We start from the raw sequence: 25,992 nt of genomic DNA, 5'->3' as shown, positions 1-25,992 counted from the left end.
CATCGTAGGGTGAACACGATCACCGCTGCGCCCGGTCCTGCCTTGTGGATGCGAGTTCACGCCAGCGGCGGACTCTGGATACCGTACGGACACCGATGGGCCAGCATGCGCAATGCGGGAGCCAATCTACAATGCAAGCTCGTGGCTTTAGGAGCGACTGGGCTTCCCGCACTGCTCCGATGATCAGTCGGAAGACATAACGCCGCGGGGGCCTCATGTCCAGATACAAGGAGCGGCTTCAGCCGCGACCGGGCGTTCCCGGTCACGCCTGGTCGCGGCTGAAGCCGCTCCTAGGACAGCGCCGATCACAGGCGCTGCCCAAAACGCGCACGGCCCGCGCGAAGCGGGCCGTGGCGGGTGCTGCGAGAAACGCGCTGCGGCTTACTTCAGCGCCTTGAAACGCAGGCGCTTGGGGCCGGCGTCGTCGCCCATGCGGCGCTTCTTGTCTTCCTCGTACTCGCGGTAGTTGCCCTGGAAGAACTCCACGTGCGAGTCGCCCTCGAAGGCGAGGATGTGGGTGGCGATGCGGTCCAGGAACCAGCGATCGTGCGAGATCACGAAGGTGTTGCCCGGGAACTCCAGCAGCGCGTCTTCCAGCGCGCGCAGGGTTTCGATGTCCAGGTCGTTGGACGGTTCGTCGAGCAGCAGCACGTTGCCGCCCTGCAGCAGGGTCTTGGCCATGTGCAGGCGGCCGCGCTCGCCGCCGGACAGCGAGCCGACCATCTTCTGCTGGTCCTGGCCCTTGAAGTTGAAGCGGCCGATGTAGGCGCGCGACTGGATCTCCACGCCGTTGATGTTGAGGATGTCCAGGCCGCCGGAAATCTCCTGGAACACGTTGTGGTTGCCTTCCAGCTTGTCGCGGCTCTGGTCCACGTACGACAGCTGCACGGTCGGGCCGACCACGATCTCGCCCGAATCCGGCTTCTCCTGCCCGGTGATCATCTTGAACAGGGTCGACTTGCCGGCGCCGTTGGGGCCGATGATGCCGACGATGGCGCCCGGCGGGATGATCATCGACAGGTTGTCGATCAGCAGGCGGTCGCCGAACTTCTTGGAGACGTTCTTGAACTCCATCACCGAGTTGCCCAGGCGCTCGCCCGGCGGGATGAAGATTTCGTTGGTCTCGTTGCGCTTCTGGTAATCGACCGACTGCAGTTCGTCCAGGCGCGCCAGACGTGCCTTGCCCTTGGAGCGGCCGCCCTTGGCGTTCTGCCGGGCCCACTCCAGTTCCTTCTGGATCGCCTTCTGCCGCGCCTTTTCCTGGTTCTCTTCCTGCTTCAGGCGCTCGTCCTTCTGCATCAGCCATTCGGTGTAGTTGCCCTTCCACGGAATGCCGCGGCCGCGGTCCAGTTCCAGGATCCACTCGGCGGCGTTGTCGAGGAAGTAGCGATCGTGGGTGACCGCGACCACGGTGCCGGTGTAGCGCGCCAGGAACTGCTCCAGCCACTCCACCGACTCGGCGTCGAGGTGGTTGGTCGGTTCGTCGAGCAGCAGCATGTCCGGCTTCTGCAGCAGCAGCCGGCACAGCGCCACGCGGCGCTTCTCGCCGCCGGACAGGTTGGCGATCTTGGCGTCCCACGGCGGCAGCCGCAGCGCGTCGGCGGCCACGTCGAGCTGGTTCTCCAGGGTGTGCGCGTCGCCAGCGGCCAGGATCGCCTCCAGGCGCTCCTGTTCCTTGGCCAGCGCGTCGAAATCGGCGCCTTCCTCGGCATAGGCGGCGTACACCGCTTCCAGCGCGGCCTGCGCCTGCAGCACTTCGCCCACGCCTTCCTCGACCGACTCGCGCACGGTCTTGTTCGGATCCAGTTCCGGCTCCTGCGCCAGGTAGCCGACCTTGGTGCCGGGCTGCGGACGCGCCTCGCCTTCGAAATCGGTGTCCACGCCGGCCATGATCTTCAGCACGGTGGACTTGCCGGCGCCGTTGAGGCCGAGCAGGCCGATCTTGGCGCCGGGAAAGAAGGACAGCGAGATGTCCTTGATGATCTGGCGCTTGGGCGGCACGGTCTTACTGACCCGGTTCATGGTGTAGATGTATTGCGACATGGCAGCTCCAAAGGCGCAGGGCGCCCGCCGGCCGGCAGCCGGAGGGCGTCGAAAGGGATGACGGATTATAGCCGGACGGCCGCCGGCAATCGTTGCCGCGGTTGCGCCAGCACACGCGCTGGCGGTGCTGCGCGGGCTATTCGGCGATCGGCGGCAGTGCCGCGGTCGACGCCGTCGACGATGCGCCGGCGTGGCGCTGCCGGCGCAGGTAGAACAGCGCGCAGAGCACCAGCAGCAGCATCGCCAGCCACTCGCTGTGAAGCGCTGCCTGCATCGCGGCCAGGCTGCCGCCGCCGTGGGCGTGCGCGTAGATCGCGCCCAGTGCCGCCGGCCCCAGGCCCATGGCCGCCTGCAGGATGGTGGAGAGCATGGCGCTGCCGGCGCCGGCATGCGCGGTGGGCACCTGCGACAGGCCGATGCGGTAGAAGCTGGCCACGATCCAGGCCTGGCCGGCGCCGATCAGCGCCGTCGCCGGCGCCAGGTTGCCCGCGCCCGGATGCGGCCACACCGCGTGCAGCGTCCAGCCCAGCGCCAGCAGGCCCAGCATCTGCACCACGCAGCCCAGCAACAGCGTCGGCAGCGGGCCGCAGCGCGTCGCCACGCGGGCGCTGACCAGCGCGGAGGCGAAGTAGGCGGCCCCCAGCACGATGAAGGCATTGCCCGACTGCAGCGGCGACAGCCCGGCGCCGGTCTGCAGGGTCAGCGCCAGCACGAACATGAAGCCGCTCCAGCAGGTGAAGAACACCCCGCCCACCAGCAGCGCGAAGCGCACGCTGGGCAGCCGCAGCAGGGCCGGCGGCAGCAGCGGCGTGCGCCCGCGGCGTTCCTGCCACAGTTCGACCCGGGCCAGCGCCACCAGCAGCGGCAGGCACGCGGCCAGCACCGCCAGGCACGCCGGCGGCCAGTGCAGGGAAGGGCCCAGCGCCAACGGCAGCAGCAGGCAGGCCAGGAACAGCCCCAGCAGCCCAGCGCCGGCCAGGTCGGGCGGCATCCGCCGTGCCGCGCGGGTCTCCGGCACCGCGCGCAGGCAGGCCAGTGCCAGCAAGCAGAACGGCAGGTTGATCAGGAACACGCTGCGCCAGCCGGAGCCGCCGATGTTGGCGCTGACCAGCGATCCGCCCAGCACCTGGCCGATGACGAAGGCGATGCCGCCCAGCGAGCCGTACAGCGCCAGCGCCCGGGCATGTGCCTTGCCGTGCAGGCTGACGTGGATGGTGGCGAGGATCTGCGGCACCGCCAGCGCCGCCCCCAGGCCCTGCAGGATGCGGCCGGCCAACAGCGCCGCCACCGAGCCGGCGACCCCGCACAGCAAGGAGGCCAGGCCGAACAGCAGCACGCCCGCGCCGAACACGCGGCGCCGGCCGAGGTTGTCGCCGAGCCGGCCGCCCGCCGCCAGGCCCACCGCGAAGGCGACGCCGTAGACGGCCACGATCAGTTCCAGTTGGGTCGCCGACGCATGCAGCGTGTGCGCGATCGAGCCGAGCGCGACGTTGAGGATGGAGAAGTCGATCAGCGGCAGCATCTGCCCGATCAGCAGGATGCCCAGGCCGCGGTGGCTCAGGGTGGGGGCACTGGCGGACATGGCGGAAGCGGGAGAGGTGGGCGTGGTCATGGCGCGCAGTATGGGGAGTCGATAAACTGGTACAAGGACTCATTTATCCTGGTACTGGCAGTGCCTCCCTGACGGTCCCGAGCGGCGTCTCAGGCGCGGCCGGACGCGGCGGCGCGGCGTGCGCCGGGTCCTGGCGCCGTATCGATCGGTGCCGGCAGACAACGACGCGGAGAAGACGATGCAACTGGACCTCGCGCATTCCACCCCCACGCCGCAGCGGGCGGCCGCAGCGGCCGCGTCCGGCCCGGCCCTGGCCGGCGAGCGTGCCCGCGCGCTGGGCGCGTTCCTGCGCGCGCGTCGCGAGAGCCTGGACCCGGCGCGCCTGGCGCTGCCGCGCGGCGGCAGGCGCCGCACCCCGGGCCTGCGCCGCGAGGAGGTGGCCTTGCTCGCCGATGTCGGCGTCACTTGGTACACCTGGCTGGAACAGGGGCGCCCGGTCCGCGCCTCGGCGCGTGTGCTGACCGCCATCGCCCGCGCCCTGCAGTGCTCGGAGGTGGAAACCGCGCACGTGCTGGCGCTGGCGGGGGTGGGCGAGACCGCGGCCCTGGCGCCGCCGCCGTGCGAACGCCTGACCGGCACCGCGCGCATGCTGCTCGATCAGCTCGGGCCGTGGCCGGCGATGCTGCAGACGCCGCGCTTCGACATCCTCGGCGCCAACCCGGCCTTCGAGCGGCTGATGGGCGTGACCCTGGCCGGCCTGGCGGATGCCGATCGCAACTGCGTCTATCAGGCCTTCACCAATCCGCGCTGGCGCCACGCGCTGCTCGATCGCCAGGACGTGCTGCAGCACATGGTGGCGATGTTGCGCGCGGCGATGGCCGAGCACCTGGGCGAGCCGGAATGGGAGGCCTTGCTGGCGCGCTACCGTGCCGCCTCGGCGGAGTTCGATGCGCTGTGGCGGCAGCGGCGCGAGGTGCGCGGGGTGGAAAATCAGCTCAAGCGCTTCCGCCATCCGCAGGAAGGCGAGCTGCGCCTGCAGCAGGTCAACTGGTGGTCGGCGCCGCGCAACGGCAACCGCCTGGTGGTCTATTTGCCAGCCGATGACACAGCGCAGGCCGCGTTGTTGCGCCTGCACGCGCAGGCCGCAAGTACCCATGGATGAACGCTTTCTTAGCCCGATCGGCAAAGCTGAATACGTAACCGATTCCAGCAGGAGGCGGTTCAGACGGCAAGGCTCTAAATGCAATCGCCACACCACGTGACGGAGCTGCCATGAACATGAAACGCCTTGCCACAATTGCCCTCTCGTCCGCGCTGGCGCTGGGTTTCATGGCGCCATCCGCGTTCGCCTGGGGTCCGGGAGGCCCGGGCCCGGGCTGGGGTCCTCCGGGACCGCCGCCCCCGCCCCCGGGACCGGGCCCGCGCGACCATGGCTGGTACGACCGCGGATACCGCGACGCCGATCGCGATCGCGACTGGCGCGACCGCGAGCGCGATCGCCGCGATGCCCGTCGCGCCTACGATCGCGGCTACCGCGACGGTTATCGCAATGGCCCCGACGTCGTCTACTACCGTCCGGGCCCGCCGCGCTGGGCGCGCGGCCAGCGCTACTACGGCCCGAACTACGTGGTCTACGACTACGACCGCTACCAGGTCCGGCGCCCGCCGTACGGCTACCGCTGGGTGCGCGACGACACCGGCAACCTGCTGCTGGTCGCCGTCGCCACCGGCATCATCGCCGACCTGGTGCTCAGCGGCCGCTGATCCCCGCCGCAGCACTGCCGAACGGCCTCCTTCGGGAGGCCGTTCGCGTTTTGGTTCGCCCTCGGGCGCGCGCGGGGCTTAAACTAGTCGTCTGCCTTCTGTCCATGCCCCCGGAGACCCGATGTTCCCGCGCGACGCCCGCATCGAAACCTACGATCCCGAACTGGCCCGCGCCATCGCCGCCGAAGCCGGCCGCCAGGAAGACCATGTCGAGCTGATCGCCAGCGAGAACTACTGCAGCCCGCGCGTCATGGAAGCGCAGGGCAGCCAGCTGACCAACAAGTACGCCGAAGGCTATCCGGGCAAGCGCTACTACGGCGGCTGCGAATTCGTCGACGTCGCCGAGCAACTGGCCATCGACCGGGTCAAGCAGCTGTTCGGTGCCGACTACGCCAACGTGCAGCCGCACAGCGGCTCGCAGGCCAACCAGGCGGTGTACTTCGCGCTGCTGCAGCCGGGCGACACCATCCTCGGCATGTCGCTGGCGCACGGCGGCCACCTGACCCACGGCGCCAAGGTCAATGCCTCCGGCAAGCTGTTCAACGCCGTGCAGTACGGCGTCAACGACCAGGGCCTGATCGACTACGACGAGGTCGAGCGCCTGGCCCTGGAACACAAGCCGAAGATGGTGGTGGCGGGCTTCTCCGCGTACTCGCAGGTCATCGACTGGGCGCGCTTCCGCGCCATCGCCGACAAGGTCGGCGCGTACTTCTTCGTGGACATGGCGCACGTGGCCGGCCTGGTCGCCGCTGGCGTCTATCCGACCCCGCTGCCGCACGCGCACGTGGTCACCTCCACCACCCACAAGACCCTGCGCGGCCCGCGCGGCGGCATCATCGTCGCCAGTGCCGCCGGCGCCGGCGACAAGCTCGAGGACCTGTCCAAGAAGCTGCAATCGATCGTGTTCCCCGGCATCCAGGGCGGCCCGCTGATGCACGTGATCGCGGCCAAGGCGGTGGCGTTCAAGGAAGCGCTGGAGCCGGAGTTCGCCAGCTACCAGCAGCAGGTGGTGAAGAATGCGCAGGCCATGGCCAAGACCCTGATCGCGCGCGGCTACAAGATCGTCTCCGGCGGCACCGAAAACCACCTGATGCTGGTCGACATGATCGGCCGCGACGTCTCCGGCAAGGACGCGGAAGCGGCGCTGGGCAAGGCCCACATCACCGTCAACAAGAACTCGGTGCCCAACGACCCGCGCTCGCCGTTCGTGACCTCGGGCCTGCGCCTGGGCACCCCGGCGATCACCACCCGCGGCTACCTGGAGCAGGACTGCGTCGACCTGGCCAACTGGATCGCCGACGTGCTCGACGCCCCGGCCGACGACACCGTGCTGGCGCGCGTGCGCGACGCGGTGACCGCGCAGTGCCGCAAGTATCCGGTGTATGGCTGAGAAGCCGGGATTGGGGATTGGAGATTCGGGATTGGGCGTAAGCTCGGCTCCTGAGGTTTCTGCTTTTTCCAATCCCCAATCCCCAATCCCCAATCCCAGCCCCTGATGCACTGCCCCTTCTGCCAGCACACCGATACCCGGGTAATCGATTCGCGCGTGTCCGAGGATGGCGCGACGATCCGCCGGCGTCGCGAGTGCGAGGCCTGCGGCGAGCGCTTCAGTACGCTGGAGACGATCGAGCTCAAGCTGCCGACGGTGATCAAGAGCGACGGCGGTCGCGAGGCGTTCGATGCGCGCAAGCTGCGCACCAGCTTCGATCGCGCGCTGCAGAAGCGACCGGTGGCCGAGGAACAGATCGAGGCGGCGGTGCGTGCGGTGGTGCATCAGTTGCGCATGTCCGGCGAGCGCGAACTGCCCTCGATCCGGGTCGGCGAGTACGTCATGGCCGAGCTGCGCAAGCTCGATCATGTCGGCTATGTGCGCTTCGCCTCGGTGTACCGCAGCTTCCAGGACGTGGCCGATTTCCGCGAGGAGATCGAGAAGCTCGAGCGCGAATTGCCGGTGGGCAGCGAGCAGTTGCCGCTGCTGGACCTGGTGCGCGCGGCCAAGCCGGGCGACAAGACCGGCAAGCGCTGAGCGCATGCGCATCGTCTGTCTGGCCGAGGCCGCGCAGCACATCCCGACGCTAGCGCAGGAGCATCTGCAGGCCTTCGGTCCGCTGCTGCCGGAATGGAACGTGGTCGAGGCCGAGGCCGACCTGCGCAGCCACCGCGACGACAAGCGCATTCCCACCAGTTGGATCGCGCTCGCGGGTGACGACTGGCTGGGCTCGGTGAGCCTGCTGCAGAACGACGATGCGCGCATCCGCCAGTTCTCGCCGTGGCTGGCCACGCTGTACGTGCGGCCGCAGACGCGCGGCGCCGGCGTCGGCGCCGCCTTGGTCGCGCATTGCGTGCAGGCCGCCGCGGGCTTCGGCGTGCAGTGGCTGTACCTGTATTGCGAGCCGGTGCTGGTGCCGTTCTACGAGCGCCTGGGCTGGCAGCGCCATGCCGACCTGCCGCTGGGGCCGTTGCACGTGGTGGTGATGCGTATCGACGCTGGCGGCGCTGCCGCATGAGCGCTCCGCAGGCGCCCGGCTTTTCCGCCGACGACCATCGCTGGATGGCGCAGGCCCTGCGCCTGGCCGAGCGCGGCGCCTACACCACGCGGCCCAATCCGATGGTCGGTTGCGTGATCGTGCGCGACGGCGCGGTGGTCGGCGAGGGCTTCCACCAGCGCGCCGGCGGGCCGCACGCGGAGGTGTTCGCGCTGCGCGCCGCCGGCGAACGCGCCTGCGGCGCCACCGCCTACGTGACCCTGGAGCCGTGCGCGCACTACGGCCGCACCCCGCCGTGCGCGCTGGCGCTGATCGAGGCTGGCGTAGCGCGGGTGGTGGCGGCGATGGCCGACCCGTTCCCGCAGGTCAACGGCGGCGGCTTCGCACTGCTGCGCGAAGCCGGTATCGCGGTGCAATCCGGGTTGATGCAAGCGCAGGCGCGTGCGCTCAACCGTGGCTTCCTGTCGCGGGTGGAGCGTGGCCGGCCGTGGCTGCGGATCAAGCTCGGTGCCAGCCTGGACGGACGCACCGCCCTGGCCAGCGGCGAATCGAAATGGATCACCGGCGCGGCGGCGCGCCAGGACGTGCAGCATTGGCGCGCCCGCGCCGGCGCCATCCTCACCGGCGCCGGCACCGTGCTGGCCGACGACCCGGCGCTGACCGTGCGCCTGGATGCGGCGACCGAGGTGGTACCGCCGCTGCGCGTGGTGCTGGACGCGCAACTGCGCAGCCTGGCCCAGACCAAGGTCCGCGACGGCAGTGCGCCGACCCTGTACCTGCATGCACCGGACTGCGTGCCGCCGACGCTGGATCACGCGACATTCGCCGCCGTGCCGCTGCACGACGGGCGCTGCGATCTGCATGCGGCGCTGCGCCTGCTCGGCGAACGCGGCATCAACGAGGTGCAGGTCGAGGCCGGGGCGACACTGAGCGGCGCACTGCTGCGTGCCGGCCTGGTCGATGAACTGCTGGTGTACATGGCGCCGCTGCTGCTTGGCGATAGCGCTCGCCCGCTGCTGGCCGGGCTCGGCATCGAGGCCATGGCGCAGCAGGTGCCGCTGCAGCTGCAGGACGTGCGTCAGGTCGGCGACGACCTGCGCCTGTTGCTGCGGCCTGCGGCCGTGGATGCCTGACAAGGACGGTGGCGGCCACGGCGGCCTACCGTTCCATACGATCGACGGCGCTGCATTGCCAATAGTCGAACGCAAAAAAGAAAGGTCCCGCTCGGGACCTTTCTTGATGGAGCTGTTTTGCGATCAGAAGCTTGCGCGAACGCCCAGCCAGCCCTGGTTGCTCTGCTCGACGAACCGGAACTCGGTCACCAGACCCCAAGTCCGGGTGACGTTGACCTGGCCGCCAAGCACACCGACGAACTTGCCCTCTTTCATCGCGTTGCCGTCGAAGTAGCCGCCCTTGATCCAGGCTTCGGTGCGTGCCGACGGCTTGCCGCGAACGCCGGCAGTGACCTGTCCGATGTTGGCATGGTCCTTGGTCGTATAGCGGTCGCCGAGGAAATTCGATTTGAGTTCGAGCTGGCTGCGCTGGAACGCCGCATCGGCGACGAAGTCCAGCTTTTCGGTGAATTCCATGTGGTAGCCGATGCCGATCTCCGAATCGCTGGCGATGTACTTTTCGGTCAAGTCGTGGCTGCCGTCGTCGAAGATCGAGTAGTACCGGGTGTCGGTAACGCGGGTGTAGCCGCCGAACACGAAAACCTGGGGCGCAATGGCGACGGAGCCGCGCACATAGGCGCCATCGAGGGCGTCCGATTTCGGGTCAAGGCGCGAGTAGCCGGTTTCGACATAGGTGTAGCTCAGGCCCTCGGCCGACGCAGCAAAGGGTGCGGCCGCCAACAGGGCAGCCAGGATCAGGGTGTTGCGCATGGGTGGTGCTCTCCGAATGAATGACAGTGTCGGTGCCCCGTTGCAGGGCGGACACGGGCGACGTCGCTGTCGCCTTGCGCATCTTAACAAATATTTCACATTGCTGTCTTGGGGGCAGGCATGCCGCGCGATGCAGTGTCCTGTCCCGATCGACAGTGCGGGTCGGACCCGCCCGACCACGCCTGCTAAAATGCCCGGGCCGGTTCGCCGGCGACCACAAACGTCTTCAGGGCGGGGTGCGATTCCCCACCGGCGGTAGGTGCGTTCGCGCACGAGCCCGCGAGCGCTTCCCGGCGCAGGCGCGATGCGCCGGCTCGGGAAGGTCAGCAGATCCGGTGCGATGCCGGGGCCGACGGTATAGTCCGGATGAAAGAAGACGGCTTTCGCGCAGCCTCGCGGCTGTGCGCGTGCCTGTTTGCCTTGTGGCGTTTTTCGCTCACCCCATTGCGAGAAACGTAGCTATGTTCACCGGAATCATCGAAGGCGTCGGCCACCTCGCCGCACGCCAGCCGCAGGGCGGCGATCTGCGCTTCACCTTCGCCACCGGCAGCCTGCCGTTCGCCGACGTGCGCCTGGGCGAAAGCATCGCGGTCAATGGCGTGTGCCTGACCGTGATCGCCTTCGACGCGGCGGCGTTCCAGGCCGACGCCTCCACCGAAACCCTGGCGCTGACCACGCTCGGCCGCCTGGCCGAGGGCGCGGCGCTGAACCTGGAGCGGGCGATGCGCCCCAGCGACCGCCTCGGCGGGCACCTGGTCAGCGGCCACGTCGACGGCCTCGGTGAGGTGCTGTCGATCCACGACGACGCGCGCGCGCAGCGCTGGCGCTTCGCTGCGCCGGCGTCGCTGCTGCGCTACATCGCCAAAAAGGGCTCGATCTGCGTGGACGGGGTCAGCCTCACCGTCAATGAAGTGGATGCGCAAGGCTTCGAGGTCGCGCTGATTCCGCACACCGTGGCGCACACCGCGTTCGCGCACACCGCTGTCGGTGCGGCGGTGAACCTGGAGATCGACCTGGTCGCGCGCTACGTCGAACGCCTGCTGCAGGGCCGCCAGGACTGATTCTGCCCGCGTCCAGCCTTCCGCCTATTCGCCACGCTGCGCCGCCGCCTGCGGCGCGCGCGGCATCCTCCGTCTTTCCTCGAGTTTCCGCATGTCGCCTTCCGTTACCCCGAGCCTGAATTTCGCCTCCGTCCCCGAGCTGCTGGAAGAACTCCGCGCCGGCCGCATGGTGGTCATCGTCGACGACGAGGACCGCGAGAACGAGGGCGACCTGATCATGGCCGCCGAGCTGGTCAAGCCCTCGGACATCAACTTCATGGTCACCCACGCGCGCGGCCTGGTGTGCCTGTCGCTGACCCGCGAGCGCTGCGCGCAGCTGGGCCTGGCGCCGATGGTCCAGCGCAATACCGCGCAGTTCCATACCAACTTCACCGTCAGCATCGAGGCCGCCGAGGGCGTGACCACCGGCATCTCCGCCTACGACCGCGCCCACACCGTGCGCACCGCGGTCAAGCCCGATGCCAAGCCGCACGACCTCAGCCAGCCCGGCCACATCTTCCCGTTGATCGCCCAGCCCGGCGGCGTGCTGACCCGCGCCGGCCACACCGAGGCCGCCAGCGACCTGCCGATGCTGGCGGGGTTGGAGCCGGCCGGTGTGCTGGTGGAAGTGCTCAACCCCGACGGCAGCATGGCCCGGCGTCCGCAACTGGAGGAGTTCGCGCGCACCCATGGCCTGAAGATGGGCTCGATCGCCGACCTGATCGCCTACCGCCTGGCCACCGAGCACACCGTCGAACGCATCGACGAGCGGCCGATCGACACCGAGTTCGGCGGCTTCACCCTGGTCACCTACCGCGACCGCATCGCCCACGACCTGCATTTCGCCCTGGTCCGCGGCACCCCGGACGCCGAGACGCCGACCCTGGTGCGGGTGCAGGTGGAGAATCCGCTGGCCGACCTGCTGCACTGGCGCCGCGACGACTTCGGCGTGGCCGCCAGCGACGCCTTGCGCGCGATCGCCGCCGCCGAGCGCGGGGTGATGGTGGTGCTGTCGGCGCCGCGCGACAGCGAGGCGCTGCTGGCACGGCTGCGCGCCCAGCCGGAAGCGGCGCACGGCAAGGACGTGGGCCAGTGGCGGCGCAACGGCGCCGGCAGCCAGATCCTGGCCGACCTGGGCCTGGGCAAGCTGCGCGTGCTTGGCACCCCGCGCCGGCAGGTCGGGTTGGCGGGGTTCGGGCTAGAGGTGGTGGAGCATGTAGAGCCGGGAATCGGGAATCGGGATTGGGGAATCGGTAAAAGCTGATCCCGCGCGATTCCTGCCGTTGGCGGTGGTTCGGCCTTCTGCACGGTGCCCCGGGAGCGCTTCCTCGGGGCGCGGGCCCACCGCCTGCTAAACTCTCCCACCCCCTCAAGCTGCCACCGCCATGTCCCACTACGAAGGCGACCTCCGCACTCCCGAGTCGGCGCGTTTCGCGATCATCGCCAGCCGCTGGAACGCCCGCATCACCGACGTGCTGGTCGCCGGCGCGCGGCAGAGCCTGGCCGGCAACGGCATCGCCGAGGACGCGGTGGACGTGATCCGCGTGCCGGGTGCGTGGGAACTGCCGCTGGTCGCCGCGCGCCTGGCCTCGGCCGGCAAGCATGCCGCGATCATCGCGCTGGGCTGCGTGATCCGTGGCGATACCCGTCACTACGAACACGTCGCCGACGGCTGCGCCGAGGGCCTGCTGCGGGTCTCGCTGGACTTCCGCATCCCGGTGCTCAACGGCGTGCTCGCGGTGGAGCAGGTCGAGGATGCCGAGGCGCGTGCCGGCGGCAGCCACGGCAACAAGGGCGAGGAAGCGGCGCTGGGCGCGCTGGAGATGGTCAACCTGCTGGAGCTGCTGCCGTGAACAAACCCGCTGGCCACAAGCACCACCCGCGCCGCGACGGCGTCGATCCGGTCCTGCGTTCGCGTGCGCGCCGGCGTGCGCTGCAGGCGATCTACGCCTGGCAGATCTCCGGCGGCAACGCCCAGCACGTGATCGCCCAGTTCGCGCACGAGCAGGCGCACGAGATCGCCGACCTGGTGTACTTCGAGAACCTGGTCGAAGGGGTGCTCAAGCACCGCGCCGAACTGGACGAAGCACTGGTCGGCTACCTGGACCGCACGGTCGAGGAAGTGGATGCGATCGAACGCGCGGTGCTGCGCCTGGCCGCCTACGAACTGCTGTACCGCATGGACGTGCCGTACCGCGTGGTGATCAACGAAGCGATCGAGACCGCCAAGCGCTTCGGCTCCGAACACGGCCACACCTACGTCAACGGCGTCCTCGACCGCGCCGCGCTGCAGTGGCGCGCGGTGGAGTCGGGGGGCTGAGGGCTGGGAATGGGGAAACGGGAATGGGGAATGGCAAAAGCAACTGCCGTCCCCTCCAAGATCGCCGGCGCGCCGGTTGTTGCTCCTGCTTTTCCCATTCCCCATTCCCGTTTCCCCATTCCCAGCCCCCAATGCCCGAATTCGATCTGATCGAGCGCCTGCGCGCACGCAGCCGGGCGCGTGACGACCTGCCGCTGGGCATCGGCGACGATGCGGCGTTGCTGCTGCCGCCGGCGGGGGAGTTGCTGGCGATCACCACCGATACGCTCAATGCCGGGGTGCATTTCCCGGCCGAGACCGCGGCCGCCGACATCGGCTGGAAGACGCTGGCGGTGAATCTGTCCGACCTGGCGGCGATGGGCGCGCAGCCGCGCTGGTGCACGCTGTCGCTGTCGCTGCCGCAGGTCGACATGGCCTGGGTCGATGCGTTCGCCGAGGGTTTCTTCGCCCTGGCCGACGCGCACGGCATCGGCCTGGCCGGCGGCGACACCACGCGCGGGCCGCTGGCCTTGTCGGTCACCGCGATCGGCAGCGTGCCGGCGACGGCGGCGCTGCGCCGCGACGCCGCGCAGGTCGGCGACGCGGTCTGGGTGACCGGCCAGCCGGGCGAGGCCGCCGCGGCGCTGGCGCTGTGGCAGGCGGGGCGGCTGGACGTGACCGCGCCGGCCGCCGATCCGCTGCACGAACGCCTGCGCCAGCGCCTGCTGCGGCCGACGCCGCGGGTGCAGGCCGGCTTGCGCCTGCGCGGCTTGGCGCGGGCCTGCGTGGACGTCTCCGACGGCCTGCTGGCCGACCTGGAGCACATCTGTGCGCGCAGCGGCGTCGGCGCCGAACTGGACCTGGCCGCGCTGCCGGCGGTCGCCGCCCCGGCCGACGCGGACCCTGCGCAGGTGCACGCCTGGCAACTGGGCGGCGGCGACGACTACGAACTGTGCTTCACCGCCGCCCCGACGCAGCGCGCGGCGATCGCGCAGGCGCTTCAGGCGGTCGGGGTGACGGCGACGCCGATCGGGCGCATCGTCGCCGGCCGTGGCATCGTGGTGCGCGATGCCGGTGGCCGGCCCTGGCAGCCGCCGCGACGCGGATATGAGCATTTCGTCAAGTAGTGGGTTGCGTCGTGATGGGAGGAACCGTCGCGAGTATCGGCGCGGCGCGCGTACGTCGCTGTCTCTGAGCTGTTCAAGGCCGTGCGCCGATGAGCGCGCAGCGGTCGATCTTGTCGATCGTCCAAGTTGATCGATTCGCAGACGTGCGATCTCAGGACTGTCGCCGATGCGTTTTGCGGCTGACCACGTCTGATGTCTGCTTCGAGCCCAGCGTGGTTGGCTCTGGGCTTATGGAGACAGCCGGCTCTGGCAGTGCCCGGTCACTGCCAAGGCTGCTGATAGAGAGGGGGAGGTGTTCGAGTTGCCGCCCCGTTTGGGGCTTTGCCCCAATGGCTCCTGCGCTCGCAGTCACTGCATTGGCAGGCCCATCCGCGCACGCGGATCGCGGGCGCAATTGCATGAGTAGCAATCAGTGCTGAGTGGCGTGGTGCTTAGTAAAAACGCTGACGAAAAGAGATTCCGTGGCGCGGGTCGGCGCCACGGAATCCGGTGACGCTAGGGTGTGCAAATGTACTGGTGCTGCAACTCGCCCCCCTGGACGTTGAAGGCATCGTAGATTTTGGTTTTTGCGACAAATGTCGTCGGCTGCTTTATTCCCGAAGGGCAGGCGAACTCGAGTTCGACGGTTTTATCTGCTGGCGATCTCGCGAATTGGAAATGCTTCGCTTTGCATTTTCCAACAGGGCAGCTGATAAAGGTCGTGTCGATGTGAAGCCATGTATCGAAGTCACCGGAATAAGTCAGCTTTGGATAGACATCTCGCGATGGTGCAGAGGTGGGTTGTTCAATGCTGACGAGGGTAAAGGGTGAGCAATCCACCGAGCGAAGCCTCAGCCCCTTTTCGACTCCGCGCAGCGCGGCTTGCGCGAAATTCTGGTCCTTCAATGCCGCGGCGTCCTGCGTGTTGGTGTGGTAACCCAGTCCAATAATGATGGCAGGCATGGTGGCCTTGCGATTCTCGAGTTTGTCCAGTTCGGTCACGCTATGGGCGATCTTGAAATTTTCGTAGCCGGGTACGGAATGGATCTGCTCTCGCAGATAGCACAGGACGCTGTTTCCGAGCTTTTGAGCGAATGGGCTGCCGGATTGCACGATGACCTCTGCCCCGGTCTTGCCTGTCTCGCCGCTGTTGGTATGAATGGAGATCAGGTGGGTGGCGTTCACCAGGTTGGCGTAGAGAGGCCTGGAAGCCAGGTCTTCGTCTTGCTCGCGCAGGTCGAGCCTCGTTGTATCGTCGGTTCCATTCGGAAAGATATTCCACAACGTGGGGCCGTTGTCGGGATAAAGTTTCTGCATGTAATATCTGCTTGCAAGTCTCCATCCCGCGACATTGCTGGTGGGGTCGATGAAGAAATCGCGGAGATTCCTGGTCTGCTTGATGCTTTTCACGGCCGTGTTCTTGGTATAAATCTGGTTTTGCAGATAGTCCGAGAACTTTGCCGTGTAGTCGTCTTCAAGGATTCCATTGGAGGGGCTTTGCTGTGTGACCCATTGGTTGGATCCATGGTTGAAGTAGTAGCCGCTTCCCGGATTGAGGACGACCGGCGGAGGTGTCGGAAGGGTCGACGTGTCGGAACGGTCTGTTTGTATAGGGAAGTCCGCAGGGAATAGCGTATTGATGCTGGAGCCGTCGAAGCGAAGCGAGACTGTCGAGATGTCGATGATCCCATCGACAAGATCGTGTCCGTACTGGCTTACCCTGTTGTAGGTGTCACTAAAGCCTTCGCGCCATTTGGTCATGCCTTTCGGTATGAAGCCTCGGCCAAGGTCCACGATCACGGTTCTGGAGGCGGTGTCGTATGAAACACGCACCACGATCGTCTTGTCTTGCCCTGGATATCTTTCTTGCTTGTCCACGAAGGCCTGCATCGCTGCCTGCAGTTGCGGCTGCAGATCAGTCCAAGCTGTTGCAGTTACCGCAGCCGGTGCTTCACTCGATTTGGCAGGCGCAATACCTGAAGAAAATGTCAATGCTGCGACAGTCGTTGCAAAGTGCATCCACTTCATTTGTAGCTCCATATGTTGATTCCACCCCCTGCCGAGCGATCATATCAGTCGATGTGGTCTGCTTCGAAGGTGTTATTGGTTTTGCGAGAAAGTCCCTTTCTTCGAGCACACACATCTGTGCCAAAGCAGTGGAGGATTGGGTCAGCGGCGACGCGACGCCTGGTAGCGTGTTCGATCCGTCATTTGGCTTGCTTGACGCTACAGGCGGCTGCCGCTAATTGGGCAAAGTGCCTGGCACAAAGAATCGCGAAGTCGGAAGGCGCGCTTCTGTCGCGCTTGTATCCTGAAGCCAGTGCTGTGCTGCTGCTTGCGAACGGTCGTTCAATATGAGGCGGTTTGCCTGTGGAGATGCGCTTGACCGCGATAAGTGTATGGCTGCAGTGCGGAGCTATAGAAGGCTCGCTGCAGCCTGCGTATGCACGAGCGCCGGGGTACCGCCGGACGTCCTGAATGGTTCTGGTGCATGACTCAGGTCAGGTCATGTGCAGCCGTACACTCCGGCCTAAACGTGGACGGAACTGTGTCGCCTTCCATACCGTGCCGCACTGCGGCGTGAATATCGCCCGTACCAGGTGGTACGGTCCGCCTGCCCGGCCCCACGTCGAGCGCTTGTCACCGTTCTGGCATTACCGTTCCGGCAGCCGGCCATCCCGGTCCGGCGCCGCTTGGGAGGCAGTCCATGCGCATGTCCGTGTCACGTCGCATCGCCCTTGGCGCGATGTTGCTGGTGTTCTCCGCCGCCGCGGCTGCGGCCGGCTTCACCAAGCAGTACCAGAGCATTTCCAGTTTCGATGGCACCAAGCTCGGCGCGCTCGTCCTGGTGCCGCAAGGGCAGGGGCCAGGGCCGTTCCCGCTGGTGGTGATGCCGGCCAGCTGGTCGTTGCCGAACCTCGAATACGTGGGCCGCGCCAGCGAACTGGCCAACGACGGCTACGTGGTGGTGAGCTATACCTCGCGCGGCTTCTGGGATTCGCAGGGCCTGATCGACATCGCCGGCGCACCGACGGTGGAGGACGTCAGCGCGGTGATCGACTGGGCGCTGGCCAACACCCCGGCCGACGCCAAGGCGATCGGCGTGTCGGGCATCTCCTACGGCGCCGGCACCAGCCTGCTCGCCGCCGCGCGCGACCCGCGGATCAAGGCGGTGGCCGCGCTCAGCGGCTGGGCCGACCTGCAGGCCTCGCTGTACGCCAACAGCACGGTCAGCCAGCAGGGCGTGGGTCTGCTGGTCGCCGCCGGGGTCGCCACCGGTCGGCCCGGTCCGGACCTGGCGCGGATCACCGCGCACGTGGCGGTGGGCGACTACGACGGCGCGGTGCAGGGCTTCCTGCCCAAGGCGGCCGAGCGCGGGGTGATCAACGAGGTGCAGGCGCTCAACCGCAACGGCCCAGCGGTGCTGATGGCCAACGCATTCAACGACGGCCTGTTCCCGCCGAACCAGTACATCGACCTGTACAACCGGTTGAGCGTGCCCAAGCACCTGATGTTCAGCCAGGGCGACCACGCCACCGCCGAACTGCCGGGCGCGCTGGGCCTGCCGAACCAGGTGTATACCGAGGCCACGCGCTGGTTCGATCGCTATCTGAAGGGCCGCGACAACGGCGTTGACCGCGAAGCGCCGGTGCAGCTGTCGACCGTCGGCGGCACCTGGCTCAGCTATGCCGATTGGAACAGCGTGCAGGCCGGCGCCACCCGCTACGGCCTGACCGGCCCCAGCGGCCTGTTGCTGCCGACCGGGTCGCTGACCAGCGGCAATAGCAGCGGCTGGAACTACCGCATCGCCACCGACGTGCCGACGCTGGCCGATTCCGGCGTGGTGATGGTCAGTGGTCTGCTGCAGGGCCTCGGCCAGCCGGTGACCACCTCGATTCCGCTGGTCAGCCGGGTGGGCGCCGCGGTGTGGAGCGGTCCGGTGTTGTCCAGCGACAAGCGCCTGGCCGGCGCGCCGTCGTTGCGGCTGACGGTGACCCCGAGCCAATCCAACGTGTCGCTGTTCGCCTATCTCTACAGCATGGACAGCGCGGGGTCGGCGCAGTTGCTGAGCCATGTGCCGTACACCCTGCGCAATGCGACGCCGGGCACGCCGGTGACCCTCGACCTGGCGCTGCAGGCGGCCGCGGCCGAGATCCCGGCTGGTCGTCGCCTGGTGCTGGTGGTGGATACCACCGATCCGCGCTACACCTCGGCCAGCCGCTTCGGCGGCACCGTGAGCTTCAGCTCGCCGGCGGCGACGCCGTCGTTCTTGAGTGTGCCGTTGCACTGAGGCAGTTGGCGTTTCCCTTCTCCCCTGGGAGAAGGTGCCCCGCAGGGGCGGATGAGGGTGCGGGCGCAGCCTCGCATAGGCAGATCAGCGTGGCGCTTCGCTCGCCGGACCCTCACCCCTACCCCTCTCCCGGTGGGAGAGGGGCTTTGGCCTCTCCTTCTCCCACTGGGAGAAGGTGCCCCGCAGGGGCGGATGAGGGTGCGGGCGCAGCCTCGCATGGCCAGATCGGCGTGGCGCTTCGCTCGCCGGACCCTCACCCCAACCCCTCTCCCGGTGGGAGAGGGGCTTAGTTTCTCCCTTCTCCCCGTGGGAGAAGGTGCCCCGCAGGGGTGGATGAGGGTACGGGCGAAGCCTCGCAGTGATAGGTCGCCGCGCGCGCTTCGCGCGCCGTACCCTCACCCCAACCCCTCTCCCGGTGGGAGAGGGGCTTAGCCTCTCCCTTCTCCCGTTGGGAGAAGGTGCCCCGCAGGGGCGGATGAGGGTACGGCACCACGGCATCGCCACACAGCGCGCACGCCACGCCAAGCACACGAATTTACGCAGCTTTTATTCGAACCGGCGTGCGCTTTGCAACGAAGATATTCGGCGATTCCTATACTTTCCGCGCTGACGACAGGGGTGTTTGCGAGGAATCGATGGCTGCAATCTTGAGCGTGTCGCTGCCCGCAACGGTCGTGTACGGACGCGGTGTATCGCATCCGGCGACGGCGCAACACTCGGGCCTCCGGACCAGGCGACGCGACACGCCGCGTGCAGCGCGACGCCACCATGGTTGCCGCAGCGCGTTGCAGCATCCGCCCCCACACAGTCGCGCGCGTTCGCTGCACGCGCATTGATCCGCTGACGCCGCCACCGCGGCGCTGCATTTTAACTCTCTTCCCGCGATACGCCACCAGGCGCATCGCCTGCGATAGCGCGTGCGCGTGACGCGTCGCGCTGTCGTTGCTTCCCTCCACCCAAAGAAGGACGGCTCCTCGCGAGCCGAGAACCCGATGTCCATGAAGCTCCACCCCCTGTTCCTGTCCCTGGCTGCGCTGTGTGCTGGCCCCGCCGCTGCCGCTGGTCTGGCGGCGCCGGTTTCCGAGGCGCTGCCGGCAGCGGCGCAGGACGTCGCCACGTCACCGCTGGCGCGCAGTGCCGATTGCGCCAATGGCTTCTTCTCGCGCCTGGCCTCGGCCTATCGCGAGGATGCGCAGCCGGCCGATCCCGATGCGCCGACGCCGGCGCGCCGCGGGCTGTCGGCGCCGTTCTCCTCGCCGCCGTTCCCGTCGGCCGAATGGCAGCTTGGCGCGGTCGACTACCCGGTCGGGGTGCCCAACGAGAATGCGCAGTATCCGGTGGAGAAGGCGCTGGCGTGCACGCGCGTGGGGCAGTGGATGCAGCGCAACCGCATCGAGCTGTACGGCTGGATCAATCCCTCGCTCAACGCCAGCACGTCCTCGCGCAGCAACTATCCGCTGTCCTATTCCACGCGGCCCAACCGCGGCGAATTCAACCAGGCGCTGATCCGCCTGCAGCGCGTGCCGGACACGGTGCAGACCGATCATGTCGACTGGGGATTCCACCTCGACGACCTGTACGGCTACGACTACCACTACACCACGATGAAGGGCGTCACCAGCGACCAGCTGCTGCACCACCCGCAGCCCAACAGCGCGCTCAACGGCAAGATCTACGGCAACGATCCGATGATCGCGCACGTGGATCTGTACCTGCCGTCGGTGGCCCAGGGCATGCTGGTCACGGTCGGTCGCTACCTCTCGCTGCCGGACATCGAGGCGCAGTTCTCGCCGAACAACTACCTGCTGACCCATTCGATCCTGTACACGGTCGATGCCTATACCAACATGGGCATCCTCACCACCACCAAGCTCAACGATCAGTGGACGCTGCAGCTCGGCGTGCACGGCGGCGACGATTCGGCGATCTGGGACGCGACCAGCCGCCTGAGTGCGCAGGCCTGCCTGCGCTGGGTGTCCAAGAGCAACGACGACATGCTGTATCCGTGCGTGGAGTCGTACAACAACGCCGCGCAGACCTACAACAATCTGCAGGAGTTCGTGCTGACCTGGGGCCACCGCTTCTCGCCGAAGGTGCACATGCTCACCGAGGCCTACCACATCTACGTGCGCGACCAGGCGCTGGCCACCGATCCGTCGCAGTCGCACGCGCCGACCGGCCGCCCCGGTTACGCGCTGGGCGAGGCGCCGGACTTCCCGCTGGGGCGCAGCAGCGCCGACGCCATCGTCAACTACGTCAACATCCAGCTCGGCGCCTCGGACATGCTGGCGATCCGCAACGAGTTCGTGAACGACCACGACGGCCAGCGCACCGGTTTCGCCACGCGCTACTCCAGCCACACCATCGGCCTGACCCACTGGGTGTCGCAGGACCTGGAGATCCGCCCCGAGCTGCGCTACGAGCACGCCTACGATTTCCCCGCCTACGACGGCGGACATCGCAACCATCAGGCAACGGCGCTGATCGACGCGATCCTGCATTACTGAGGACGGCACGCGCGCTGCCGGCGTCGGCAGCGGCGATGCATCTGCGACGTGCGGCGCGATCGCGAACGCCGCACGGTTTTACGCAGAATTTATGCGCGCCGCGCGGCTTCGCCACGGAGAGTTTATGGCGGCGGCTTCGATAATGCCGGCCTGGGCCAGAAGGCCTGTCCGACCCGGTGTCCGTCGCTGTGTTGCGCTTCCCTTCTGCCGCCGTGCGCGTCGCGCGCGGCGGCCTTCCCATGCGATTGCGGCCTGCCATGCGGCGGGCCGTCCCCTTGTTTCGGAGTTGAGACCATGAGCGGTTGGCTTTCGTTCGTTTGCGGCGTGGCGGTGATCGTCGCGGCCGGTTACCTGCTGTACGTGATCCTGCGCCCCGAAGATTTCTGAGCCGAGTGCCACTTCCATGATCGATACATTGCTTGTCTATGCGCTCGCGCTGCTGCTGGGATGGCCGCTGGGCCTGTACCTGGCCAAGGTGATGCGCGGGGCGCCGATGCGCGGCGACGCGCTGTTCGGCTGGATCGAACGCCCGCTTTACCGCCTGCTCGGCACCGATCCGGCGCGCGGCATGCACTGGCGCGCCTATGCCGGTGCGTTCCTGGCCAGCAACTTGGTGCTGGGCGTGCTGGTGTTCGTGCTGTTCGTGACCCAGGCCTGGCTGCCGTTCAATCCCGATGCGGTGCCGAATATGCGCTGGGACGTGGCCTTGCACACCATGATCTCGTTCCTGACCAACACCGATCAGCAGCACTACTCCGGACAGGCGCAGCTGTCGTACCTGTCGCAGGCGGTGGGCGTGGTCGGCCTGCAGTTCATCACTCCGATGATGGGCCTGGCGCTGGTGGCGGCGACGCTGCGCGGCCTGTTCGGTGGGCGAACGGTCGCACGCTCGGCCGATGCCCTATCGGCATCGGCCGCGACCGTGAGCGCCCGGCCAGGGATGACCGGGCCGGACGATCCGGAGCCGATGGCGTCGCGCCAGGGACGGCCGCCTGCTGCAGCTAGCGTGGGATTGCAGCATCAGGCGATGCGCGAGGACGACATCGATCTCGGCAACTACTGGGCCGACGTGATCCGTCCGACCCTGCGCTTCCTGCTGCCGCTGTGCCTGCTGTGGACGCTGCTGCTGACCCAGCAGGGCGTGCCCTCGACCCTGGCCGCCGGTCCGGTCGCCACGCCGCTGGACGCCAGTGCCGGGCAGCAGACGCAGAAGATCCCGCTCGGCCCGGTCGCGGCGATGGTGGCGATCAAGCAGCTCGGCACCAACGGCGGCGGCTGGTACGGCCCCAACAGCGCGATGGCGCTGGAGAATCCCACGCCGTTCTCCAATCTGCTGGAGGTACTGGGCATCATCCTGATCCCGGTGGCGGTGGCGTTCATGGTCGGCCCGTTCACCGGGCGCCGCAAGTTCACCGCGCTGGTGTTCGGCAGCATGCTGGTGATGTCGCTGGCGTCCACCGCGCTGTCGATGTGGGCCGAAGGCAATCCCGCCAGCACCGCCAGCGCCGCACTGATGGAAGGCAAGGAAGTGCGCCTGGGCGTGGACAGCTCGGCGGCGTGGTCGTCGCTGACCACGCAGACCTCCAACGGCTCGGTCAACGCCATGCACGATTCGCTGGCGCCGCTGACCGGCGGCGTGGCCATGGTCAACATGCTGATCAACGCGATCTGGGGCGGCATCGGCTGCGGCCTGCAGCAGTTCCTGGTGTATCTGCTGCTGAGCGTGTTCCTGGCCGGCCTGATGACCGGGCGCACCCCGGAGTTGTTCGGACGCAAGATCGAGGCGCCGGAAGTGCGCCTGCTGGCGCTGCTGATCCTGTTGCAGCCGCTGGTGCTGCTCGGCTTCACCGCGGTGACCCTGGCGCTGCCGGCCTCGATGTCGGCGACCTCCAATCCCGGCTTCCACGGCATCAGCCAGGTGTTCTACGAGTACACCTCGGCGTTCGCCAACAACGGCTCCGGTTTCGAGGGGCTGGGCGACGGCATTCCGTGGTGGAACCTGAGCTGTGCCGCGGTGCTGCTGCTGGGCCGCTATCCGGCGCTGATCGTGCCGCTGATCGTGGCCGCGCAACTGGCGCGCAAGCGGGTGGCGCCGGAAACCGGCGGCAGCCTGCAGGTGGAAACCCCGACCTTCGCGCTGACCCTGATCGCGGTCATCGTGATCCTGACTGTTCTGCAATTCACGCCGGCCCTGGTGTTGGGACCGATCGCCGATCACCTGACCCTGGCTGCGCACTGAGACGACGACGATGAGCACCCCGCACCAATCTTCTTCCATGGCCTCCGCACCGGCGCGCCGGCCCGGGCTGTTCGACGCCGCCGCGCTGCGTGCGGCGCTGCGCGACAGCGTGCTGAAGCTGTCGCCAAGGCACCTGCTCGGCAGCCCGGTGATGGCCGTGGTCTTCGCCGGCACCCTGCTGTCGGCACTGATCACCGTGGCCGGCCAGGGCCCGGCCGGCTTCGGCTGGGCGGTGACCGCGATCCTGCTGGTCACCGTGCTGTTCGGCAATTTCGCCGAGGCGGTGGCCGAGGCGCGCGGCCGCGGCCAGGCCGCCTCGTTGCGGCGCGCACGCAAGGACCTGGTGGCGCGCCGGGTCGCCAGCGTGCGCCTGGACGGCGAGACCAGCGTGCCCGCCGCCGAACTGCGTCCGGGCGACCTGGTGGTGGTCTCGGCCGGCGAACTGATCCCCGCCGACGGCGAGATCGTGCACGGCCTGGCCACCATCAACGAGGCCGCGGTCACCGGCGAATCGGCACCGGTGCTGCGCGAGGCCGGCACCGACCGCTCCGGTGTCATCGGCGGCACCAAGGTGCTGTCCGACGAGATCCTGGTGAAGGTCACCGCCGAGCCGGGCCACAGCTTCCTGGATCGCATGATCGCGCTGGTGGAAGGCGCCAACCGGCAGAAGACGCCGAACGAGATTGCGCTGACCATGCTGCTGGCGGCGATGACGCTGACCTTCCTGATCGTGGTCGCCTCGCTGCCGGCGATCGCCGCCTTCGTCGGCGTCAAGGTGGATCCGCTGCTGCTGATCGCGCTGCTGGTGTGCCTGATCCCGACCACCATCGGCGGCCTGCTGCCGGCGATCGGCATCGCCGGCATGAACCGCGCGCTGTCGGCCAACGTGCTGGCCAAGTCCGGCAAGGCGGTGGAAGTGGCCGGTGACGTCGACGTGCTGCTGCTGGACAAGACCGGCACCATTACCCACGGCGATCGCCAGGCCACCGCGTTCCATGCGGTCAGCGGCGTGGACGTGGCGCAGCTGCGCGAGGCGGCGATGCTGTCGTCGCTGGCCGACCCGACCCCCGAAGGCAAGTCGATCGTGCGCCTGGCGCGCGAGCAGGGCCTGCCGCCGGCCGATCCGGCAGGCGCCGAGTTCATCGCCTTCACCGCGCAGACCCGCATGTCCGGTGTCGATCTGCCGGCCAACGGCATGCAGCCGCCGCGGGCGATCCGCAAGGGCGCCGCCGATGCGCTGATCCGCCACGTGACCGCGCTGGGCGGGCAGGTGCCGGCGGAACTGAAGAGCCGGGTCGAGCAGGTCGCGCGCAGCGGCGCCACGCCGCTGGTGGTGGCCGAGGGCCGACACGTGCTGGGCGTGGCCGAGCTCTCGGACGTGGTCAAGCACGGCGTGCGCGAGAAGTTCGCGCGGCTGCGTGCGATGGGCGTCAAGACGGTGATGATCACCGGCGACAACCCGTTGACCGCTGCGGCCATCGCCGCCGAGGCCGGCGTCGACGACTACATCGCCGAGGCCACGCCCGAGGACAAGCTGGCGCGCATCCGCCAGGAGCAGGCTGGCGGACGCCTGGTGGCGATGGTCGGCGACGGCACCAACGACGCGCCGGCGCTGGCCCAGGCCGACGTCGGCCTGGCGATGAACTCCGGCACCCAGGCGGCCAAGGAGGCCGGCAACATGGTCGATCTGGATTCGGATCCGGCCAAGCTGCTGGCGGTGGTGGAAGTGGGCAAGCAGCAGCTGATCACCCGCGGCGCGCTGACCACCTTCTCGCTGGCCAACGATGTGTCCAAGTACTTCGCGATCCTGCCGGCGCTGTTCGCCGCCTCGATCCCGCAGATGGCCGCGCTGAACGTGATGCGCCTGTCCAGCCCGACCAACGCGGTACTGGCGGCGTTGATCTTCAACGCGCTGGTGATCCCGGCGCTGATCCCGCTGGCGCTGCGCGGCGTGCGCTTCACCCCGTCCTCGGCGACCTCGCTGCTGCGCCGGAACATGCTGATCTACGGCGTGGGCGGCGTGCTGCTGCCGTTCGTCGGGATCAAGGCCATCGACCTGCTGCTGGTGGCGCTGGGCTGACCCCGGCGCCGATCTCTACGCTCTTTCGGAATTGCCTCCATGACCGTGTCCTCCGTTTCCCCCCGCGAACCGATGCGCTGGCGCGCGGTGCTGGTGCTGCCGCTGCTGGTGCTCGGTTCCGCCGCGCTGTACTCGTTGTTGGCCACCGTGCTGGCCGGCGCGCTGTTCCCCGAGCAGGCCAACGGCAGCCTGCGCACCAAGGACGGCCGCGTGGTCGGCTCGGCGCTGGTGGCGCAGCCGTTCGCCGCTGCCGGCTACTTCCAGCCGCGGCCGTCCGGTGCCAAGTACGACCCGATGTCGGCCGCCGGCAGCAACCAGGCGCGCAGCAACCCCGACCTGCGCAAGCGCCTGGATGACACCCGCCAGGCGGTGGCCGCACGCGAGGGCATCGACCCTTCGCAGGTGCCGGACGATCTGGTCACCCAGTCCGGCAGCGGCATGGACCCGGACATCAGCGTGGACGCGGCGCACATCCAAGTGGCGCGCGTGGCCGCCGCGCGCGGCCTGCCGCCGCAGACCGTCGCCGCCCTGGTCGCCGCCCAAACCCAGCCGCGCCAGTTCGGTGTGCTGGGCGCGCCGCGGGTGAACGTGCTGGCGCTGAATTTGGCCTTGGACGCGGCCGGGAATGGGGAAACGGGAATCGGGAATGGGCAAAAGCAGGAGCAACAGCGGTAAATCGCGCAGCCATGTAGGCTTTGCGCT

General features: G+C 68.2%; 21 protein-coding genes and 1 riboswitch. Of the genes, 17 read left to right on the top strand and 4 right to left on the bottom strand.

The genetic code is table 11. The features are described from left to right. Nucleotides 1-381 precede the first annotated feature (381 nt). Together ettA and AC1PLR_RS17795 are read right to left on the bottom strand one after the other, a co-directional pair. Nucleotides 382-2,043, bottom strand: coding sequence for an energy-dependent translational throttle protein EttA (gene ettA, locus AC1PLR_RS17800; RefSeq protein WP_010341954.1), 1,662 nt, complete (start codon nucleotides 2,041-2,043; stop codon nucleotides 382-384). Nucleotides 2,044-2,179: 136 nt separating this feature from the next. Beyond that, the gene (locus AC1PLR_RS17795) at nucleotides 2,180-3,625 is read right to left on the bottom strand and encodes an MFS transporter (protein ID WP_481101836.1); all 1,446 of its coding nucleotides are present in this window, start codon (nucleotides 3,623-3,625) and stop codon (nucleotides 2,180-2,182) included. A 208-nt stretch (nucleotides 3,626-3,833) separates the two neighbouring features. Here AC1PLR_RS17795 and AC1PLR_RS17790 point away from each other — a divergent pair, with 208 nt between their 5' ends. From AC1PLR_RS17790 to ribD, 6 genes are all read left to right on the top strand, one after another. Next, the gene (locus AC1PLR_RS17790) at nucleotides 3,834-4,757 is read left to right on the top strand and encodes a helix-turn-helix transcriptional regulator (RefSeq protein ID WP_481101835.1); all 924 of its coding nucleotides are present in this window, start codon (nucleotides 3,834-3,836) and stop codon (nucleotides 4,755-4,757) included. Between the two features lie 110 nt (nucleotides 4,758-4,867). Further along, nucleotides 4,868-5,359 (top strand): RcnB family protein, encoded by a 492-nt coding sequence (locus tag AC1PLR_RS17785; protein WP_481099021.1) that lies wholly within the window; start codon nucleotides 4,868-4,870, stop codon nucleotides 5,357-5,359. A 121-nt stretch (nucleotides 5,360-5,480) separates the two neighbouring features. Then, on the top strand, nucleotides 5,481-6,749 hold the full coding sequence (glyA, locus tag AC1PLR_RS17780; protein WP_420007915.1) for a serine hydroxymethyltransferase: 1,269 nt from the start codon (nucleotides 5,481-5,483) through the stop codon (nucleotides 6,747-6,749). A gap of 105 nt (nucleotides 6,750-6,854) precedes the next feature. Next, entirely contained in the window at nucleotides 6,855-7,385 is a 531-nt protein-coding gene (gene nrdR, locus AC1PLR_RS17775; protein ID WP_010340907.1) for a transcriptional regulator NrdR, read from the top strand. Between the two features lie 4 nt (nucleotides 7,386-7,389). Next, nucleotides 7,390-7,866, top strand: coding sequence for a GNAT family N-acetyltransferase (locus AC1PLR_RS17770; protein WP_481101834.1), 477 nt, complete (start codon nucleotides 7,390-7,392; stop codon nucleotides 7,864-7,866). Next, nucleotides 7,863-8,978 carry a bifunctional diaminohydroxyphosphoribosylaminopyrimidine deaminase/5-amino-6-(5-phosphoribosylamino)uracil reductase RibD gene (gene ribD, locus AC1PLR_RS17765; RefSeq protein ID WP_481101833.1) on the top strand — a complete coding sequence of 372 codons (1,116 nt, stop codon included), beginning with the start codon at nucleotides 7,863-7,865 and terminating at the stop codon, nucleotides 8,976-8,978. Before AC1PLR_RS17770 ends, ribD begins: the two co-directional genes overlap by 4 nt. A gap of 123 nt (nucleotides 8,979-9,101) precedes the next feature. Here the strand turns inward: ribD and AC1PLR_RS17760 are convergent, their stop codons facing one another. Next, nucleotides 9,102-9,728 carry a hypothetical protein gene (locus tag AC1PLR_RS17760; RefSeq protein WP_481101832.1) on the bottom strand — a complete coding sequence of 209 codons (627 nt, stop codon included), beginning with the start codon at nucleotides 9,726-9,728 and terminating at the stop codon, nucleotides 9,102-9,104. 218 nt (nucleotides 9,729-9,946) lie between these two features. Continuing rightward, a riboswitch (FMN riboswitch) is annotated at nucleotides 9,947-10,110 on the top strand. A gap of 79 nt (nucleotides 10,111-10,189) precedes the next feature. Here AC1PLR_RS17760 and AC1PLR_RS17755 point away from each other — a divergent pair. The 5 genes from AC1PLR_RS17755 (at nucleotide 10,190) to thiL (ending at nucleotide 14,194) form a co-directional block, all read left to right on the top strand. Then, the gene (locus tag AC1PLR_RS17755; protein ID WP_481099016.1) at nucleotides 10,190-10,789 is read left to right on the top strand and encodes a riboflavin synthase; all 600 of its coding nucleotides are present in this window, start codon (nucleotides 10,190-10,192) and stop codon (nucleotides 10,787-10,789) included. A gap of 115 nt (nucleotides 10,790-10,904) precedes the next feature. After that, the gene (gene ribB, locus AC1PLR_RS17750; protein WP_481103634.1) at nucleotides 10,905-12,032 is read left to right on the top strand and encodes a 3,4-dihydroxy-2-butanone-4-phosphate synthase; all 1,128 of its coding nucleotides are present in this window, start codon (nucleotides 10,905-10,907) and stop codon (nucleotides 12,030-12,032) included. A gap of 121 nt (nucleotides 12,033-12,153) precedes the next feature. Beyond that, nucleotides 12,154-12,621, top strand: coding sequence for a 6,7-dimethyl-8-ribityllumazine synthase (gene ribH, locus AC1PLR_RS17745; protein ID WP_481101831.1), 468 nt, complete (start codon nucleotides 12,154-12,156; stop codon nucleotides 12,619-12,621). Then, nucleotides 12,618-13,088, top strand: a complete 471-nt coding sequence (nusB, locus tag AC1PLR_RS17740) for a transcription antitermination factor NusB (RefSeq protein ID WP_010340900.1) — start codon at nucleotides 12,618-12,620, stop codon at nucleotides 13,086-13,088. The genes ribH and nusB overlap by 4 nt, the downstream gene beginning before the upstream one ends. Nucleotides 13,089-13,219: 131 nt before the next feature. Further along, nucleotides 13,220-14,194 (top strand): thiamine-phosphate kinase, encoded by a 975-nt coding sequence (thiL, locus tag AC1PLR_RS17735; RefSeq protein WP_481101830.1) that lies wholly within the window; start codon nucleotides 13,220-13,222, stop codon nucleotides 14,192-14,194. A gap of 495 nt (nucleotides 14,195-14,689) precedes the next feature. On the opposite strand, the gene AC1PLR_RS17730 is transcribed toward thiL, so the two are convergent. Beyond that, nucleotides 14,690-16,201 carry an N-acetylmuramoyl-L-alanine amidase family protein gene (locus AC1PLR_RS17730; RefSeq protein ID WP_481101829.1) on the bottom strand — a complete coding sequence of 504 codons (1,512 nt, stop codon included), beginning with the start codon at nucleotides 16,199-16,201 and terminating at the stop codon, nucleotides 14,690-14,692. Between the two features lie 679 nt (nucleotides 16,202-16,880). Here AC1PLR_RS17730 and AC1PLR_RS17725 point away from each other — a divergent pair. From AC1PLR_RS17725 to kdpC, 6 genes are all read left to right on the top strand, one after another. Continuing rightward, on the top strand, nucleotides 16,881-18,464 hold the full coding sequence (locus AC1PLR_RS17725) for a CocE/NonD family hydrolase (RefSeq protein WP_481101828.1): 1,584 nt from the start codon (nucleotides 16,881-16,883) through the stop codon (nucleotides 18,462-18,464). Nucleotides 18,465-19,456: 992 nt separating this feature from the next. Further along, nucleotides 19,457-20,971 carry an outer membrane beta-barrel protein gene (locus AC1PLR_RS17720; RefSeq protein WP_481101827.1) on the top strand — a complete coding sequence of 505 codons (1,515 nt, stop codon included), beginning with the start codon at nucleotides 19,457-19,459 and terminating at the stop codon, nucleotides 20,969-20,971. A gap of 294 nt (nucleotides 20,972-21,265) precedes the next feature. Beyond that, a complete protein-coding gene (locus tag AC1PLR_RS17715; RefSeq protein ID WP_010341961.1) occupies nucleotides 21,266-21,358 on the top strand; it encodes a potassium-transporting ATPase subunit F in 93 nt (30 codons plus the stop codon). A 16-nt stretch (nucleotides 21,359-21,374) separates the two neighbouring features. Next, nucleotides 21,375-23,210: a potassium-transporting ATPase subunit KdpA gene (kdpA, locus tag AC1PLR_RS17710; RefSeq protein ID WP_481101826.1), complete on the top strand. Its 1,836-nt coding sequence runs from the start codon at nucleotides 21,375-21,377 to the stop codon at nucleotides 23,208-23,210. A gap of 10 nt (nucleotides 23,211-23,220) precedes the next feature. After that, on the top strand, nucleotides 23,221-25,290 hold the full coding sequence (gene kdpB / locus AC1PLR_RS17705) for a potassium-transporting ATPase subunit KdpB (RefSeq protein ID WP_481101825.1): 2,070 nt from the start codon (nucleotides 23,221-23,223) through the stop codon (nucleotides 25,288-25,290). Between the two features lie 39 nt (nucleotides 25,291-25,329). After that, nucleotides 25,330-25,965, top strand: a complete 636-nt coding sequence (gene kdpC / locus AC1PLR_RS17700; RefSeq protein WP_481101824.1) for a potassium-transporting ATPase subunit KdpC — start codon at nucleotides 25,330-25,332, stop codon at nucleotides 25,963-25,965. Nucleotides 25,966-25,992: the final 27 nt, after the last annotated feature.

It is taken from the genome of Xanthomonas sp. NCPPB 3570 (genome assembly GCF_056725115.1).
Note: the sequence above shows the minus strand (reverse complement) of the source record. Positions and strands in the feature narration are given on the sequence as shown.

Coding starts and splice junctions, on each gene's coding strand:
- ettA (WP_010341954.1), bottom strand. CDS start 2,043: ATGTCGCAATACATCTACACCATGAACCGGGTCAGTAAGACCGTGCCG.
- AC1PLR_RS17795 (WP_481101836.1), bottom strand. CDS start 3,625: ATGTCCGCCAGTGCCCCCACCCTGAGCCACCGCGGCCTGGGCATCCTG.
- AC1PLR_RS17790 (WP_481101835.1), top strand. CDS start 3,834: ATGCAACTGGACCTCGCGCATTCCACCCCCACGCCGCAGCGGGCGGCC.
- AC1PLR_RS17785 (WP_481099021.1), top strand. CDS start 4,868: ATGAACATGAAACGCCTTGCCACAATTGCCCTCTCGTCCGCGCTGGCG.
- glyA (WP_420007915.1), top strand. CDS start 5,481: ATGTTCCCGCGCGACGCCCGCATCGAAACCTACGATCCCGAACTGGCC.
- nrdR (WP_010340907.1), top strand. CDS start 6,855: ATGCACTGCCCCTTCTGCCAGCACACCGATACCCGGGTAATCGATTCG.
- AC1PLR_RS17770 (WP_481101834.1), top strand. CDS start 7,390: ATGCGCATCGTCTGTCTGGCCGAGGCCGCGCAGCACATCCCGACGCTA.
- ribD (WP_481101833.1), top strand. CDS start 7,863: ATGAGCGCTCCGCAGGCGCCCGGCTTTTCCGCCGACGACCATCGCTGG.
- AC1PLR_RS17760 (WP_481101832.1), bottom strand. CDS start 9,728: ATGCGCAACACCCTGATCCTGGCTGCCCTGTTGGCGGCCGCACCCTTT.
- AC1PLR_RS17755 (WP_481099016.1), top strand. CDS start 10,190: ATGTTCACCGGAATCATCGAAGGCGTCGGCCACCTCGCCGCACGCCAG.
- ribH (WP_481101831.1), top strand. CDS start 12,154: ATGTCCCACTACGAAGGCGACCTCCGCACTCCCGAGTCGGCGCGTTTC.
- thiL (WP_481101830.1), top strand. CDS start 13,220: ATGCCCGAATTCGATCTGATCGAGCGCCTGCGCGCACGCAGCCGGGCG.
- AC1PLR_RS17730 (WP_481101829.1), bottom strand. CDS start 16,201: ATGAAGTGGATGCACTTTGCAACGACTGTCGCAGCATTGACATTTTCT.
- AC1PLR_RS17725 (WP_481101828.1), top strand. CDS start 16,881: ATGCGCATGTCCGTGTCACGTCGCATCGCCCTTGGCGCGATGTTGCTG.
- AC1PLR_RS17720 (WP_481101827.1), top strand. CDS start 19,457: ATGTCCATGAAGCTCCACCCCCTGTTCCTGTCCCTGGCTGCGCTGTGT.
- AC1PLR_RS17715 (WP_010341961.1), top strand. CDS start 21,266: ATGAGCGGTTGGCTTTCGTTCGTTTGCGGCGTGGCGGTGATCGTCGCG.
- kdpA (WP_481101826.1), top strand. CDS start 21,375: ATGATCGATACATTGCTTGTCTATGCGCTCGCGCTGCTGCTGGGATGG.
- kdpB (WP_481101825.1), top strand. CDS start 23,221: ATGAGCACCCCGCACCAATCTTCTTCCATGGCCTCCGCACCGGCGCGC.
- kdpC (WP_481101824.1), top strand. CDS start 25,330: ATGACCGTGTCCTCCGTTTCCCCCCGCGAACCGATGCGCTGGCGCGCG.